Genomic DNA, 13,792 nt, shown 5'->3' with positions numbered 1-13,792 from the left:
GCAGCGGATCACAGGCAGCGGATCAGGAGATCCAGCTCTTGAGCTGTTCGATCAACGCCGGTTGATTCTCCGCCATCGGAATGGCCGACAGGATGGTCACCCCCGACTCCTTGAACGCGGCGATGCGTTCCTTCACGTATCCCTCGGGCCCGACCAGGTTGGTCGCCTCGAGGAACTCCACCGGAACGGCCGCGGCGGCCTCGTCCTTCTTGCCGTCGAGATACAGGTCCTGGATCTCCTTGGCCTCCGCTTCGTAGCCGTACCGCTGAAAGAGTTGGTTGTAGAAGTTCTTGTCGCGAGCCCCCATGCCGCCCACATACAGCGCCACCATCGGCCGGAGACGATCGAGCACCCCTTTGACGTCATCTCCGACGCACACGAGACCCCCGGCCACAATGTCGAGCTGTCCAAGCTCAGGATCTCGCTTGGCGGTGCCCTTGCGGATCGCCTCGCCGAACGCGTCGTCAGCCTTTTCCGGGTGGTAGAAGATCGGAATCCAACCCTCTGCGAGCTCGGCGGTCATCTCGATGTTCTTCGGTCCCAGCGCCGCGATCTGAATCGGGATACGAGCGCGAACCGGATGATTGATGATCTTGAGCGGCTTTCCGAGCCCGGTCCCTTGCCCTTCGGGCAACGGCAGCTGGTAATACTTGCCGTCGTAGGTGAGCTTCTCCTCGCGGGCCCACACCTTGCGACAGATGTCGATCATCTCACGGGTACGCCCGAGGGGAGCGTCGTAGGTCAGGCCGTGGAACCCCTCGATGACCTGCGGACCCGAGGCTCCGAGACCGAGGATGCAACGTCCACCCGAGACGTAATCCACCCCGGCGGCGGTCATCGCCATCAGCGACGGCGTGCGGGTGTAGATCGGCAAAATTCCCGAGGCAATCTCCACCGTCGAGGTCTTCGCCGCGATATAGCCCATGGCCGAGACCGCATCGAAGCTGTACGCCTCGGCGACGTAGACGATGTCGAGCCCCGCCTTTTCCAGCTCGACCACCTGATCGACCGACTCATCGAAACCACCGGCGTACGGCAGTTGCATCGAAACCTTCATGATGTTGTTTCCCCCCTGTTGGGTTGTGAACGTCGACCCCGGTGTCACACCAGTCGTCGACCTGGCACCAGCACCGGCGAGCACCGGCCCCCCACGAACTATTTGCCTATTTGCGGTTTCCCTTGCGATCGGCTCGGGCCAACACGTCCCCGGTCACGTGGCCGACGTCGGTTCCATTCGGGCCACCGATATCGAAGAACACGCGATAGCGAAACGACGAGATGCCGTTACGAAGGATCACCCGCCCCGGGGTGCCGGCCGGAACCGCTCCGAGGTCGACGGTGGCGACGACGCGATCGTTGACGTTGAACACGGGGTCAGTTACGAGAGCCATGACCTTCCACACTACCGATCGGCGCAGGCCAGCACGCATCCCCGGACCGTCCCGATTCGAGCCACCGCTGCATTCGAGCCGCACCGAGGGCCAGATCCTTCGGGCGGCGGCCCGGCATCGAGTCCGACGAGGCCTCATCGATGAGCGAACCGTCGAGACCCATTCGACGGGCGATTCGATGGCCGAGTTCCACCCGGCTGAGACGCTCCGGGCCGACGAGGTGCCACACACCCCGACGTTCGGCGGCGTCCAGGTCGACGAGGCCCCACAGCAGCTTCGCAAGGTCGACGTCGCGGATCGGGCACCGGAACTCGTCGTGAAACAAGGTCGTGCGCTGCCCGGCCCGCAACGCCTCAACCAACCAGGCCGAGGTTCCGTCGCTCGCGTCGTCGGCGACGATCAACGACGTCCGCACGATCGCGGCGTCGGGGCAGTTCTCGCTCACGATCTCCTCACACCGCGCCTTCGCCCGCCCATAAGGCGTGACCGGTGCCGGGAGCGCCGACTCGTCGTAGGGCGCATGATCACCGTCGAAGAGGGCGTCGGTGGAGACGTGGATCAACTCCACGCCAAACGTCGCACACACCGTCGCCACCTCGGAGGTGATGTCCACGGTCGCGACGTGATCGCTGCGCGAATAGGCGGTGTGGATGACCACATCGGGGCGGCGCCGCTCGACGACGCTCCAGAACGCCATCGGTTGCGTGAGTTCGACGATATGGCGTTTGGCCCCGGGGGGCGTGACGGAGTCTCGGCGCCGAACGGTGACCTCCACCTGGTGGCGAGCGTTCGCCCCGGTATCGGCGCTCACCCCGGCGTCAGCGCTTGCCCCGGTATCGCTCCGTTCGGTAGCCACACGCACGAGCGCCGATCCAAGCACCCCTGCTCCGCCGGTGATCAGCACCCTCATCGCACCCTCCTCATCGCACCCTCCTCATCGCACCCTCCTCATCGCACCCTCCTCACGAGCCCCCTCACGACCCCCTCACGAACCCGAACCCGAGCCGGCACCGCCCGCGGCCGGCTCCGGTGGAAGTCCAAGCACCCGCTCACCGAGGATGTTGCGCTGCACCTCGGTGGTTCCCCCGCCGATGGTCAGCGCCCGGGCGAACATGTAGCCGAATTCCCACATGTCGACCGGGCCTCCGAAGGGACCGACGTCGCTCAACATCCCGGCCGTTCCGGCGAGGTCCTTGGCCAACTCCATGATTCGTTGGCCGTGCTCGTCGGCGAGCAGTTTGCGAATGGACGCCTCGGGGCCGGGCCGGGTGCGGTTGATCATGGCGCTGACCGTTCGCAGCCGGATCAGGCGCAGTATCTCCGACTCGATATGGAGTTGGGCCGCCCGTTGGCGCAGGAGCGGATCCTCGAGCCCGCCGGCGGTTCGGATCACCTCGAACAGGTCGCCGGCGTCGGGGCCTTGACCCCACAACGCTCCCCCGCCCGACAGCGAGACGCGTTCGTTGCCCAGAGTGACCTTGGCAAGCCCCCACCCCTTGTTGATCTCCCCGACGACGTTGCCGTGCGGAATCCGAACGTCGGTGAAGAACACCTCGTTGAACAACGCGATGCCCGTCATCTCACGGATCGGGCGGATCTCGATCCCCGGGAGGTCCATCGGGCATACGAAATAGGTGATGCCATCGTGCTTCGACCCGGTCGAATCGGTGCGAGCGATGAGGATGCCGAACTGGGACACCTGGGCCAGGGAGGTCCAGATCTTCGAGCCGTTGATCACCCACTCGTCGCCGTCGCGCTCCGCCCGGGTCGAGATGCTGGCGAGGTCGGATCCTGCCCCCGGCTCGCTGAAGAGTTGACACCAGATCTCCTCACCTGCCAGCGCCGGCATCGCGTAGCGCCGCTGTTGCTCCTCGGTGCCCGCCGCAAGGATCGTCGGCAACGCCCAGCCGATACCGATCTGGTTGGAGGGCCTACGGACGCCAGCGGCCTTGAGTTCGGCATCGATGATGATCTGGTGGATCGGATCGGCGTCGAGGCCCCATGGGCGAGGTAGATGCGGCGCGACATAGCCGGCCTCGGCCAACTGCCGCGCCGTCGGTTCCGGGTGAGCGTCGAGCCACGCCCGCACCGCAAGGCGCCGCGGGTCGTCGTCGGCCGGCAATTCGAAGTCCATGGAGTCCACTTCAGTCGTCTCTTGACCGTGCGGTCAAGAACCACCGCGACCCCAGCCGCTACTCCACCCTCGGCCTGGCCTCGGTCCGGCCTCTGCCCATGCTCAGAAGCCCATGCTCAGAAGCCCATGCTCAAAGGCCCATCAACGCGTCGACGGCGCCGTCGATCACCTCGCCGCTCTTGCAGAACGCCCACCGCACGTACCGAGACCCCAGCGTTGCGGTGTCGTAGAACACGTCGCAGGGAATCGCCACGACCCCGATCCGGTGGGGCATCGCCAAACACAACGACCGGGCATCATCGAACCCGGGGGTCGCCACGTCGGTCATCGAGAAGTACCCGCCCTCTGCCGGCGCGACCGAGAATCCGACGTTGCGCAATCCCGCGTTCAACCGGTCGCGGCGTCCGATCAGCGAATCACGCAGGTCGTCGAAATAGTCGTCGCCGAGCCCGAGTCCGGCCGCCACCCCGTATTGCAGCGGGCCGCCGTTCACATACGTCAGAAACTGTTTGGCCGCTCGAATGGCTGCGACGAACCGCTCCGGCCCCATGACCCAGCCGATCTTCCATCCGGTGCACGACAACGTCTTGCCGGCCGAGGAAATCGTCACCGTACGATCGGCGAGACCCGGCAACGAAGCGATCGGCACGTGCTCGCGGGTGTAGGCGAGGTGCTCGTACACCTCATCGGACACGATGATCAGGTCGTGCTCAACCGCCAGCTCCCCCAGCGCGATGAGTTCCGCCACGGTGAACACCTTGCCCGTCGGGTTGTGGGGGGAGTTCAACAGCATCATCCGGGTCCGCGGGCCGATCGCTGAACGGACCTCGTCAAGGTCGAAACTCCACGACGCCCCCTCACCGGACTCCGGGTCGTAGCGGGTTGACTCACGGAGGGTCACCACCCGCCGCCTCGCTCCGGCCAATGCGACGACGGCGGCATAGGAGTCGAAGTACGGCTCGAACATCAGCACCTCCTCGTCGGGTTCGATCAGGGACAGCACCGTCGCCGCGATGGCCTCGGTCGCCCCCGCGGTGACCAGGACCTCGCGCTGTGGGTCCACCGTCATGTCCCAGAAGCGTTGCTGATGGTCGGCGATCGCCTGACGCAACACGGGCTCGCCGAGCGGATGGGTGTACTGGTTGACACCGTCACACATTGCCCGGGTTGCCGCCTCGACCACGGCCGCCGGGGTGTCGGAGTCCGGGAAGCCCTGACCGAGGTTGAACGACCCGGTCTCCGCCGCCAGCAGCGACATTTCGGCAAACACCGTGGAGGTGAACCCGTCGAGGCGCCGTACCAGCGGAGTTGCGCGGTCGGGTCGCCGTGAAATCTTCGTCACCAACGCAGCGTAGGTGCTCCCCCAACTCCGGCGGTGCTCCTATGCTGAGCGCCGACCAAAGGGGGCACTACACATGTCGAACGGATGGAATCTCGCGGAACTCTGGGAGCGGATCGCCGCTCGCTTTCCCGACTCACCTGCCCACATTCAGGGGGATCGCACGATCCTGTGGAGCGAAACCGACGAGCGGGCCAACGGCGTCGCCCACACGCTGCTCGAAGCCGGTGCCCAACACCAGGACAAGGTCGCGCTGTACCTCTACAACGCCCCCGAATATCTCGAAGGCTCCTTCGCGGCCTACAAGGCCGGCCTCGTTCCGGTGAACACCAACTACCGTTACGTCGACGACGAACTGCTGTATCTGTGGGACAACGCCGATGCCGTCGCGGTCATCTTCCACGGCGAGTTCACCCCCAGAATCCAGGGGATACGCGATCGTCTCCCCAAGGTGAAGACCTGGCTGTGGGTCGACGACTCGACCGGCCCCAAGCCCGATTGGGCCATCGCCTATGAGGACGCGGCTGCCGCTCATCCCGCCAACACCACCGCCCCCTGGGGGCGCAGCGGTGACGACCTCGTCATGATCTACACCGGTGGCACCACCGGCATGCCCAAAGGCGTCATGTGGCGTCAGGACGACCTGATGATGGCCACCGTGTCGGTCACACTGCCGAAGCTCGCTGAAGGATACGGAAACATCACCTACGACGAACTCCTGAGCGAGGTCGTCGAACCGGGCGGGCCCGGACTTCCCGCCTGCCCGCTCATGCACGGCACCGGCTGGTTCATGGGCAACCTGTTCCTGTCCAACGGCGGATGCTGCGTCACCACCGTCGGACGCAAATTCGATCCCGTCGAACTGCTCGACACCGTGGAGCGCAACAAGGTGCAATCGCTGGTGATGGTGGGCGACGCGTTCGGCCGCCCGATCGTCGCTGCGCTCGACGAGAACCCCGGCCGGTGGGACATCTCCAGTTTGGTGCTCATCTCCTCGTCCGGCGTGATGTGGTCCGAGCCCAACAAGGAGGCATTGTTGCGCCACAACCCGGGCATGCTCCTCGTGGACGTGTTCTCCTCCTCCGAGGCCATCGGCCTCGGACAATCCGCCAGCTTCGCCGGAGCCGAGGCGGAGACGGCGAAGTTCGTGCTCGGACCCAACGCCCGCGTCATCGCCGAGGACGGCTCCGACGTCGTGCCCGGCTCGGGTCAACGCGGACGCGTCGCTGTGGGTGGGGCGACCCCTCTCGGCTATTACAAGGACCCCGAGAAGTCGGCGGGAACCTTCGTGATGATCGATGGCCGCCGATTCTCCATCCCCGGCGATTGGGCCACCGTCGAAACCGACGGCACGATCACCCTGCTCGGCCGGGGATCGGTGTGTATCAACACCGCCGGAGAAAAGGTGTTCCCCGAGGAGGTGGAAGAGGTGTTGAAGCTCAACGAATCCATCCTCGATGCCGTCGTCGTCGGTGTGCCCGATGACAAATTCGGGCAAGCCATCACCGCCGTCGTCGAGCCGGCCTCGGGCGCCACCGTCGATGAGGCCTCCGTCATCGCCGAGGTCAAGGAACACCTCGCCGGGTACAAGGCCCCGAAACACGTGGTCGTGGTCGACTCCATCGGGCGCGGCCCGAACGGCAAGGTGGACTACGCGAAGAACCTGAGGATCGCCACCGAGGCGCTCGGACTCGGCTGACCCCGCAGGTCGGCACGGCGCAGATCGGCACGGCGCACCTCCGGCAGCACCTCCGGCGCCACCGGCGCCACACGTCCGCTCGCACGACGGGCCAACCGACCTATTCACTTTTCGATGGCACGCTCGGCACTGTGAAGTCCGTCCGACCGAACGTCACCGAAAGGGCGTCACATGGCCAAGTCCCGACAGAACCGCCAGACCGGTCCGTTGACCGCGATGGGCATCGGTGGTGCGCTCGTCATCGCCTCATGGATCGGCGGAGCATCCACGTCGGGAGCAGACGAGCAGCCCTCCACCGACGTTCCCGTGTCGATCTTCCACGAAAGCGGTGGAGCCACCACGACCACCGCCGCTCCCACGACGACCGTCGCTCAGTCGACCACGACAGCGCTGGCGACCACCACCACCACTGCGGCGGTCACGACCACCACGATCGAGACCACGACCACGACCACGCCCGAGGCCACGACCACCACGGCGCCGGCCTCGACCACCACCACCTCACCCAAGACAACCACCACGGCACCGTCCACGACGACGTCGTCCCCCGAGGCGACCACCACGACCGTCGTATCGACCTCGGTGGCCGAGGTGACCACCACCATGGTGCCGACCACGGTCGCTCAGCCGCCGGACCGGCCGGACACCCCGCTCGCATTCACCGGTTCCTCGAACACGACCGTCGCCCTCATCGGCGGAGCGCTGTTCCTCGGCGGACTCAGCCTGATGGTGGCCCGTGCCGCCCGGGAGCAACGTCGAGCGACGACGCAGCGATAGCCCGGCCGGTGTCACGCCCAGCTTCATCATCCCGGTGGCCGCTGCGTTAGGGTTGTCCCGCTTTCAACTCGAGGCGTTCGGCCTCAGGACATCTGCAAAGGGGCATACACATGGCTGAACTCGGCTACGAGGGCAAGGTCGCCATCATCACCGGCGCTGGCGGCGGACTCGGACGGGCCCACGCGCTCGAACTCGCAAAGCGCGGCGCCCGCATCGTCGTCAACGACCTCGGCGGTTCGGTCTCCGGCGAAGGCGATGACCGCAGCGCGGCGCAACGCGTCGTCGACGAGATCACGGCCATCGGTGGCGAAGCGGTCGCCAACGCCGACAGCGTCTCGAGCCCGGAAGGCGGCGAGGCCATCGTTCAAAGCGCGCTCGACGCGTTCGGCACGGTCGACATCGTCGTCAACAACGCCGGCATTCTCCGCGACAAGACCTTCCACAACCTCACGCCCGACATGATCGAGGCGGTCATCGACGTACACCTGCTCGGCGCGTTCTACGTCACCCAGCCGGCGTTCAAGGTCATGCGGGAAAACGGTTACGGCCGCATCATCAATACGTCGTCGAACTCGGGCATCCTCGGCAACTTCGGTCAGGCGAACTACGGAGCGGCCAAGATGGGCCTCGTGGGCTTCACCCGCGTGCTGGCGGCCGAAGGTGCGAAATACAACATCAAGGCCAACGCCATCGCCCCGGTCGCCCTCACCCGCATGACCGAGGAACTGTTCGGCGACTTCGGCAAGCTCATGAGCCCCGAGGACATCTCCCCGATCGTCGCCTGGCTGGCCCACGAAGACTGCCCGGTCACCGGCGAGGTCTACTCGGTCGCCGGCGGAACCGTGTCGCGCTTCTTCATCGGCCTCACCGAGGGCTTCTTCAAGAAGGGCCATACCGTCGAGGACATCCGAGACAACTGGGACCAGATCCGCAGCGAGGAGGGCTACATCGTGCCCTCCGGCCCGAACGACGAACTGCAAAAGCTCGTCCGAATCCTGACCTCCCAGGACTGACCTCCCAGGACGGAGCTCGCGAGACCACCTCGCGAGACCATCTCCGGCGCATTCATCTTGCTGCGGGCGACCTCACCGTCGTCCGCAGTGGGATGAATGTGTTCGTTTTGGCCTCAATCGGATGAGTCGCTCGGCGCGCTGCCGTCGTCGCTCGTCACCGTCTCGATCGCGACCTCCTGGCCGGTGCGCCGATCGAGCACCACCTTCTCGCTGGCGAAGCGCAATTTGAGGCCGAGCATGGCGCGATCGATGTAGCGGTGCGCCAGCCACGAGATTCCGAAGGCCACCACCAACTTGACCACCGCGGACTGCAGGCGGCCCGACCCCTGCACGAGAAGCTGCGCGAGGGTGAAGGCCAGAATGTGCCAGACGTACAGCGAGTACGACATCTCACCCACCTTGCGAATCCACCCGAAACAGAACAGTTTCGACAGCGCCGAGTCCTTGTAGCGGGCGAAACACAGCGCAACCGGAGCGATCGCGATCGCCATCACCGAGAACACCCATCGGAAGATCCACAGGTCATCGGTGCACGGACGCAACGGCCCGTGGGGCTCAAGTGCGCACCACAGTTCCCCGTCGCGATTCGCAAACTGGGATGCGTCGCGCGGGATCCCGGGAAGGTAGAACGGGAACCCGCGGTCGTACAGCCCCTTCAGTGAACTCACCAGCACGACACAACACGCCACCAAGCCGATCCACCCGACGACATGGATCGCCTTCTTGAGCTGGGGGCTCAATGGATCGGGCAGTTTGGCATTCAACAACGCCAACAACACCCCGACCAACAGCGCATCGGGGCGCGAGAGCCACAGCAACTGCATGCCGCGCTGCCACCAGATCGTCGTCACCTCGCTGCCCGGCCAGGGGCCGAGGTCGGCGTTGAACCGTGACCAACCGATCCACAGGATCAACGCGACCATCACCGTCGCGCCTACCCAGATGCGACGTCTGGTCGCGATGAAAAACGCCGTGCCGAAGCCGGCGAACAGATAGAACTGCTCTTCCAACGACAACGACCAGAACTGTCCCAGCGGTCCGATCGGTCCGCCGATCGGGTAGATCAGGTTGTAGCTGTAGGTCGCGGCCGCGGCGACGTGGTTCGGAATCGCGTTGACCTGTTCGGCGCCCTCCCCGGTGAGTTCGACCCCGACCGCCTTGACCAACGCCCAGATCGCCAACCAGGCCACCATGCACGCGTAGGAGTTCGGCAGCAGCCTGATCGCCCGCCGCGAATAGAACCGCTTGAGGGCGATGTGGCCGTAGTCGCGACGCTCCTGCAACAACAGCGTGACGATGAGGAATGCGCTGATGACGAAAAACACGTCGACGATCGGATTGAACGAATCGGTCTCCTCTGGGAACAGGTGACCCAACAGCACGATCAAGACGCCGTAACCCCGCACGCCGTCGAAGGCCGGCACAAACCCGAGGCGCGGCGCGACCGATTCGAACTGGTTGGAGGCCTCCGCCGAATGAAGCTTCACAAGCGACCCTCCCCGGATCCGGAATCGGCGGCGGTTCCCGGATCCTCGCCGGTCCCCGAACCCGCCTCGGTTCCCGCCTCGGTTCCCGCCTCGGTTCCTGCGTCGTCTCTCCCGGGGGTGGCGACCATCTTGCCCGTGCGCAGGTCGAGGGTTTCCTTTTCCGAGGCAAAACGCAGCTTCATCCCCATGACCGGCAACTCGACGTAGCGATACACCGGAAGCGACACCGCCAAGGCCACCGCAACCAGCAGCGGGATTCTGGCGAACTTGAACGCCGTCGAAACGTCGTCGCCGCCCGTCACCGCGAACACGAGGAGATAGGCCAGGCCGTGCCAGACGTACAACGTGTAGGAGAGTCGACCGAAGTACATGAACATCTTGTTCGCCAGGAACCGACCGAACCACCAGTCGGGGGTGCGGACCCAGGCGAGGACCATCGCGGCGGTGCCGAGCGCCCCGAGGGTGTGTCCGAATCGGAACCAGTACCAGTGCTGAACGATGTCGCTGTGCGCCGCGTGCGCGGGGCCGGTCGGCACGTATTCGAAGTACGGCAACCCGAACCGCTCCCACAGGCCGCTCGAGAGATTCAGCATCGCGAGCCACAGGACGAATCCGAGGTTCGCGAAACGAACAATCCAAGGTCGCCATCGGTCGATCGCTTCGGCGTCGAGTTGCGCGTTGATGACCGCGAGCGCAATTCCCAACATCAGCGCATCGGGACGTTGCAGGAAGGCGAGTCGAACCCCGGCGAAGGTGCCGTCGGCCACGATCGGTCCGGTGTAGCCGGCGAGCCGGGCGAGCCCGATCGCGACGAATCCGGCCACCATCGCCGCTCCGAGGAGCCGGAGGCGGCGGAACCGCACGCACAACATCACCAACGCCGGAATGATGATGTAGAAGTGCTCCTCGACCGACAGCGTCCACAGGTGCCACATCGTGCGGTTGTCCTGTTGGCCCGGATGCAGAATCGGCAGGCCGTTGGGGAAGAAGACGTGGTACGTGTAGGTCACCGCCGCGGCCGCGTCTTTGAGGATCTCGCTCAGCTTGATCACCTCGACGCCGAGGAGTTCGCCGATGGCGCCGAGCACGATCCACACCGACACGAACAGCCACACCGACGGAAGTAGCCGCATCGCCCGCCGTTGGTAGAACTTCTTGATGCCGATCGCCCCGGTGGACTGGGCCTCCTGCAACAACAGCGTCGCGATGAGGAACCCGCTGAGCACAAAGAACGTGTCGACGATCGTGACCCACGACTCGAGGTACTCAAACACCGCATGGCCGATGAGCACCATGATCACGCCGAGCCCTCGCATCCCGTCGAACGCGCCGACGAACCCGATGCGCGGGGCCCTGGTCACCTGGACGTCGCGAGCGATCACTGGCTGGCTCCAGGTCCTGTCGTTGGTTCGGCCGCACTGCCAGGTGCACTGCCGGCCGCACTGCCGGCCGCACTGCTGGCCGCACTGCTGGCCGCGGCGTGGCGAGGATTCCCGGTCACCGAGAATCGATCCTTGAGATCGAGCGCGCGGGTCTCGACATATTTCCAACTGGGGTAGGCCACGGCGAAGGGCACCACCACCGCGAGTGGAACCCACAGCGCCGGCGCCAGGTTGTGGGGAAGAAATGCGCGCATCAGCAACTGGATGGGAACGTGCCACAGATACAGCGGGTACGACAATGCGCCGCCCACCCACACCAGCAGCTTCCAACTCATCAACTTGTTCGGCCACCAGTCGGGAACCCGAAACAGGCACAACGTGATGGCGGCCACACCCCAGTTCGCGACCGTGTTGCCCCACTGGATCCAATAGAACCCGGTCGGCCGGGTGCCCGCTGCCAACAGGTCGCCGTAGTTCTCCGGCACGTACGCATGGTGAATGCCGAGGGCGCGGGCCCAGCCGGTGGATGCCCACACGGCGCCGAACAGCATCGGAATCCCGACCCAACCGGCCACCGACAGCGCCTTTTTGACCCGCGGCGGCACCGGGTCGGCGATGTTGGCCGACACGATCGCCGCCAACATGCCCACCATCAGCGAATCCGGCCGTTGAACCCACACCGCGGCGGCGACCTGCCCGAGGGGTCCGGGGGTCAGCGCGAAGCGGCTGATCTGAATCGCGGCGGTCAACGCGACCAGCACGACGGTGATGGCTTTGATGTGCCCGCGGACGATAAAGATCAGCGATGCCAACCCGATGAGCAGGTAGAACTGCTCCTCGACCGACAACGTCCACAGGTGATCGATCCACGGCCCGTTGTTGGTCGGGTACACGATGTTGTGCAGGTACAGCGCGGAAACGACGATCTCCTTGCCGAGTGCCTTGAGGGTGGGGTTGCCCAGGTGCAGTGCCGGATCATCGAGGCGACCCGACACCTTGATGATCACGCCGATCACCGCCGTTCCGGCGAGCATCACCCACAGGCCGGGCAAGAGGCGCAGGAGACGGCGCGCATAGAACTTTCGAACGGCGACACCGCCCGTCTGGCGGTGTTCCTGCAACAGCAACGTCGTGATCAGAAACCCCGAGATCACGAAGAACACGTCGACGATCGCGCTGAACGAGTGGGTCGCAAGCGGCAGGGCGTGTCCGCCCATGACGCCGAGAACTCCGAGGCCCCGAACGCCGTCGAATGGGGCGACATGGCGCAGTCGCGGCGCTCTTGAGACCCACGTCGATTGTGACAATGCTCCCCCTCGTTCACGGCCCCGCGGGCGACCACGGGCTGATCCATCTTAGGGGGTGCGCCGCGCTCTCGACGGCCTCGAGGCCATCAGCTCGAGGCCATCAGGACGATCGCCGGCGCCGGGCCCGTGCGTCGTCGCGAAGGCGCAGGACTCGCCCACCGGCGCCGCGGTAGGCGGTGATCGAGTAGTTGTCGACCTGTCGAGCGTCGAAACGCAGCTTGTAGGGCTCATCCCCGCGGAGGAAATCGAAGGTCTTCAGCGATTCCGAGGCTGCGTATTCGATGGCGGTGGCGACGAGCAACGAGCCGATGCTCAAACTGGCGTACTCCGAGTCCCACCCCGATTGGTAGTAGGCGAAGGTCTCGGAGTCGGCGAAGCCGATCAACGCTCCGATGACCTTGTCCCCGTGGTCGATCCGCACCACGACCGGGCCCGCTCCGGGCCGGGCGTCACGGGCCAACCCCTCGAAGAATGGACGTTGCGCCTCGGTGAACAGGGTCGTACGCCCGGCGTCGTGGGACCGTCGAGCGTGCAGTGCCAACAGCTGTTCGAGGTCGTCGGGGCGGATCTGTGACCCGACGCGCACGTCGATCGTTGCGCCGTCCTCGACGAGACGTCGGCGGCACCGACGGATGTGGCTCCACAGTTTCTTCGACCCGGGCAACGGGTCGCCGAGCGGGGTTCGAAACGTGGCGTCGGCTTCCAGGCGCTCGCCGCGCAAATACGGATTCCACCGCGCCGCGAGGTTGTTCAACCGAACCGTTCCTCCCAGCCCCTGGGCCCATCGGTAGGTGGCTTCCATGAGTTCGCTGTCGCAGACGAAACCGAGGTGATCGCCACTTGCGGCGCCCGACCCGAGGTTGCGCCAGACCTTCACCGACGCGTCGCGCGACCAGGAACCGACCAGTTCGGGGAGTCGAACCATCGCCGCGACCCCACGGAGTTCGCCGCCATCACGCCAGATTCCGATCGCCGTTTCAACGGCCGGGTCGCTTGCGGTCTCGGGAGCGGCGAACTGGTGGTACCAGTTGAGCGCCCACGTCGGGCTCGTGAAAAAGCTCAGCCCGAGCGAGCGGTTGAGGTCGTGCCATTCGTCGATCAGCTCAGCGCTGAGCTGCTCCACGGTGAGCACTTCGCTTGGATTCCCGTTCATGTCAGCTCACCACGGCCGGCGAGACGCGCGATCCACGCAGCGGCCGGTTCTCTCGTCGGTCATTTCGCGAAGAGAGCATGGTAGCGCCGCGATGACGACCTGCGGCCGGA

At 65.5% G+C, this 13,792-nt stretch carries 12 protein-coding genes; 3 read left to right on the top strand and 9 right to left on the bottom strand.

Annotated features, from left to right (window positions below; all coding sequences use genetic code 11):
- Positions 1-22 precede the first annotated feature (22 nt).
- The 5 genes from M9952_03135 to M9952_03115 all read right to left on the bottom strand — a co-directional run bounded on the left by M9952_03135 (position 23) and on the right by M9952_03115 (position 4,867).
- Complete coding sequence (locus M9952_03135; protein MCO5311912.1) at positions 23-1,057, bottom strand: LLM class F420-dependent oxidoreductase; 1,035 nt, start codon at positions 1,055-1,057, stop codon at positions 23-25.
- A gap of 106 nt (positions 1,058-1,163) precedes the next feature.
- Positions 1,164-1,391: a hypothetical protein gene (locus M9952_03130; protein MCO5311911.1), complete on the bottom strand. Its 228-nt coding sequence runs from the start codon at positions 1,389-1,391 to the stop codon at positions 1,164-1,166.
- A complete protein-coding gene (locus M9952_03125) occupies positions 1,375-2,301 on the bottom strand; it encodes a sugar nucleotide-binding protein (GenBank protein MCO5311910.1) in 927 nt (308 codons plus the stop codon). Before M9952_03125 ends, M9952_03130 begins: the two co-directional genes overlap by 17 nt.
- Positions 2,302-2,376: 75 nt before the next feature.
- Entirely contained in the window at positions 2,377-3,525 is a 1,149-nt protein-coding gene (locus M9952_03120) for an acyl-CoA dehydrogenase family protein (protein MCO5311909.1), read from the bottom strand.
- Between the two features lie 130 nt (positions 3,526-3,655).
- Complete coding sequence (locus tag M9952_03115) at positions 3,656-4,867, bottom strand: aminotransferase class I/II-fold pyridoxal phosphate-dependent enzyme (GenBank protein ID MCO5311908.1); 1,212 nt, start codon at positions 4,865-4,867, stop codon at positions 3,656-3,658.
- A 73-nt stretch (positions 4,868-4,940) separates the two neighbouring features.
- On the opposite strand from M9952_03115, the gene M9952_03110 reads away from it, so the two are divergent.
- From M9952_03110 to M9952_03100, 3 genes are all read left to right on the top strand, one after another.
- Positions 4,941-6,563 (top strand): AMP-binding protein, encoded by a 1,623-nt coding sequence (locus M9952_03110; protein ID MCO5311907.1) that lies wholly within the window; start codon positions 4,941-4,943, stop codon positions 6,561-6,563.
- A gap of 171 nt (positions 6,564-6,734) precedes the next feature.
- Positions 6,735-7,340: a hypothetical protein gene (locus tag M9952_03105; GenBank protein ID MCO5311906.1), complete on the top strand. Its 606-nt coding sequence runs from the start codon at positions 6,735-6,737 to the stop codon at positions 7,338-7,340.
- A gap of 110 nt (positions 7,341-7,450) precedes the next feature.
- Positions 7,451-8,353: an SDR family oxidoreductase gene (locus M9952_03100; protein ID MCO5311905.1), complete on the top strand. Its 903-nt coding sequence runs from the start codon at positions 7,451-7,453 to the stop codon at positions 8,351-8,353.
- 113 nt (positions 8,354-8,466) lie between these two features.
- On the opposite strand, the gene M9952_03095 is transcribed toward M9952_03100, so the two are convergent.
- The 4 genes from M9952_03095 to M9952_03080 form a co-directional block, all read right to left on the bottom strand.
- The gene (locus tag M9952_03095) at positions 8,467-9,840 is read right to left on the bottom strand and encodes an acyltransferase (GenBank protein MCO5311904.1); all 1,374 of its coding nucleotides are present in this window, start codon (positions 9,838-9,840) and stop codon (positions 8,467-8,469) included.
- On the bottom strand, positions 9,837-11,222 hold the full coding sequence (locus M9952_03090) for an acyltransferase (GenBank protein MCO5311903.1): 1,386 nt from the start codon (positions 11,220-11,222) through the stop codon (positions 9,837-9,839). The genes M9952_03095 and M9952_03090 overlap by 4 nt, the downstream gene beginning before the upstream one ends.
- Positions 11,219-12,439, bottom strand: coding sequence for an acyltransferase (locus M9952_03085; GenBank protein ID MCO5311902.1), 1,221 nt, complete (start codon positions 12,437-12,439; stop codon positions 11,219-11,221). The genes M9952_03090 and M9952_03085 overlap by 4 nt, the downstream gene beginning before the upstream one ends.
- Positions 12,440-12,629: 190 nt before the next feature.
- Positions 12,630-13,682 (bottom strand): GNAT family N-acetyltransferase, encoded by a 1,053-nt coding sequence (locus M9952_03080; GenBank protein ID MCO5311901.1) that lies wholly within the window; start codon positions 13,680-13,682, stop codon positions 12,630-12,632.
- Positions 13,683-13,792 lie beyond the last annotated feature (110 nt).

Source organism: Microthrixaceae bacterium (assembly GCA_023957975.1).
GTDB lineage: Bacteria > Actinomycetota > Acidimicrobiia > Acidimicrobiales > Microtrichaceae > JAMLGM01.
The sequence above is the reverse complement of the archived record's forward strand: the minus strand, read 5'-3'. Positions and strand labels throughout refer to the sequence as shown.

Bases quoted from the DNA above. Each gene is read 5' to 3' on its own strand.
- M9952_03110 (MCO5311907.1), top strand. From the start codon at position 4,941: ATGTCGAACGGATGGAATCTCGCGGAACTCTGGGAGCGGATCGCCGCT.
- M9952_03120 (MCO5311909.1), bottom strand. From the start codon at position 3,525: ATGGACTTCGAATTGCCGGCCGACGACGACCCGCGGCGCCTTGCGGTG.
- M9952_03130 (MCO5311911.1), bottom strand. From the start codon at position 1,391: ATGGCTCTCGTAACTGACCCCGTGTTCAACGTCAACGATCGCGTCGTC.
- M9952_03125 (MCO5311910.1), bottom strand. From the start codon at position 2,301: ATGAGGGTGCTGATCACCGGCGGAGCAGGGGTGCTTGGATCGGCGCTC.
- M9952_03135 (MCO5311912.1), bottom strand. From the start codon at position 1,057: ATGAAGGTTTCGATGCAACTGCCGTACGCCGGTGGTTTCGATGAGTCG.
- M9952_03105 (MCO5311906.1), top strand. From the start codon at position 6,735: ATGGCCAAGTCCCGACAGAACCGCCAGACCGGTCCGTTGACCGCGATG.
- M9952_03100 (MCO5311905.1), top strand. From the start codon at position 7,451: ATGGCTGAACTCGGCTACGAGGGCAAGGTCGCCATCATCACCGGCGCT.
- M9952_03080 (MCO5311901.1), bottom strand. From the start codon at position 13,682: ATGAACGGGAATCCAAGCGAAGTGCTCACCGTGGAGCAGCTCAGCGCT.
- M9952_03085 (MCO5311902.1), bottom strand. From the start codon at position 12,439: ATGGGCGGACACGCCCTGCCGCTTGCGACCCACTCGTTCAGCGCGATC.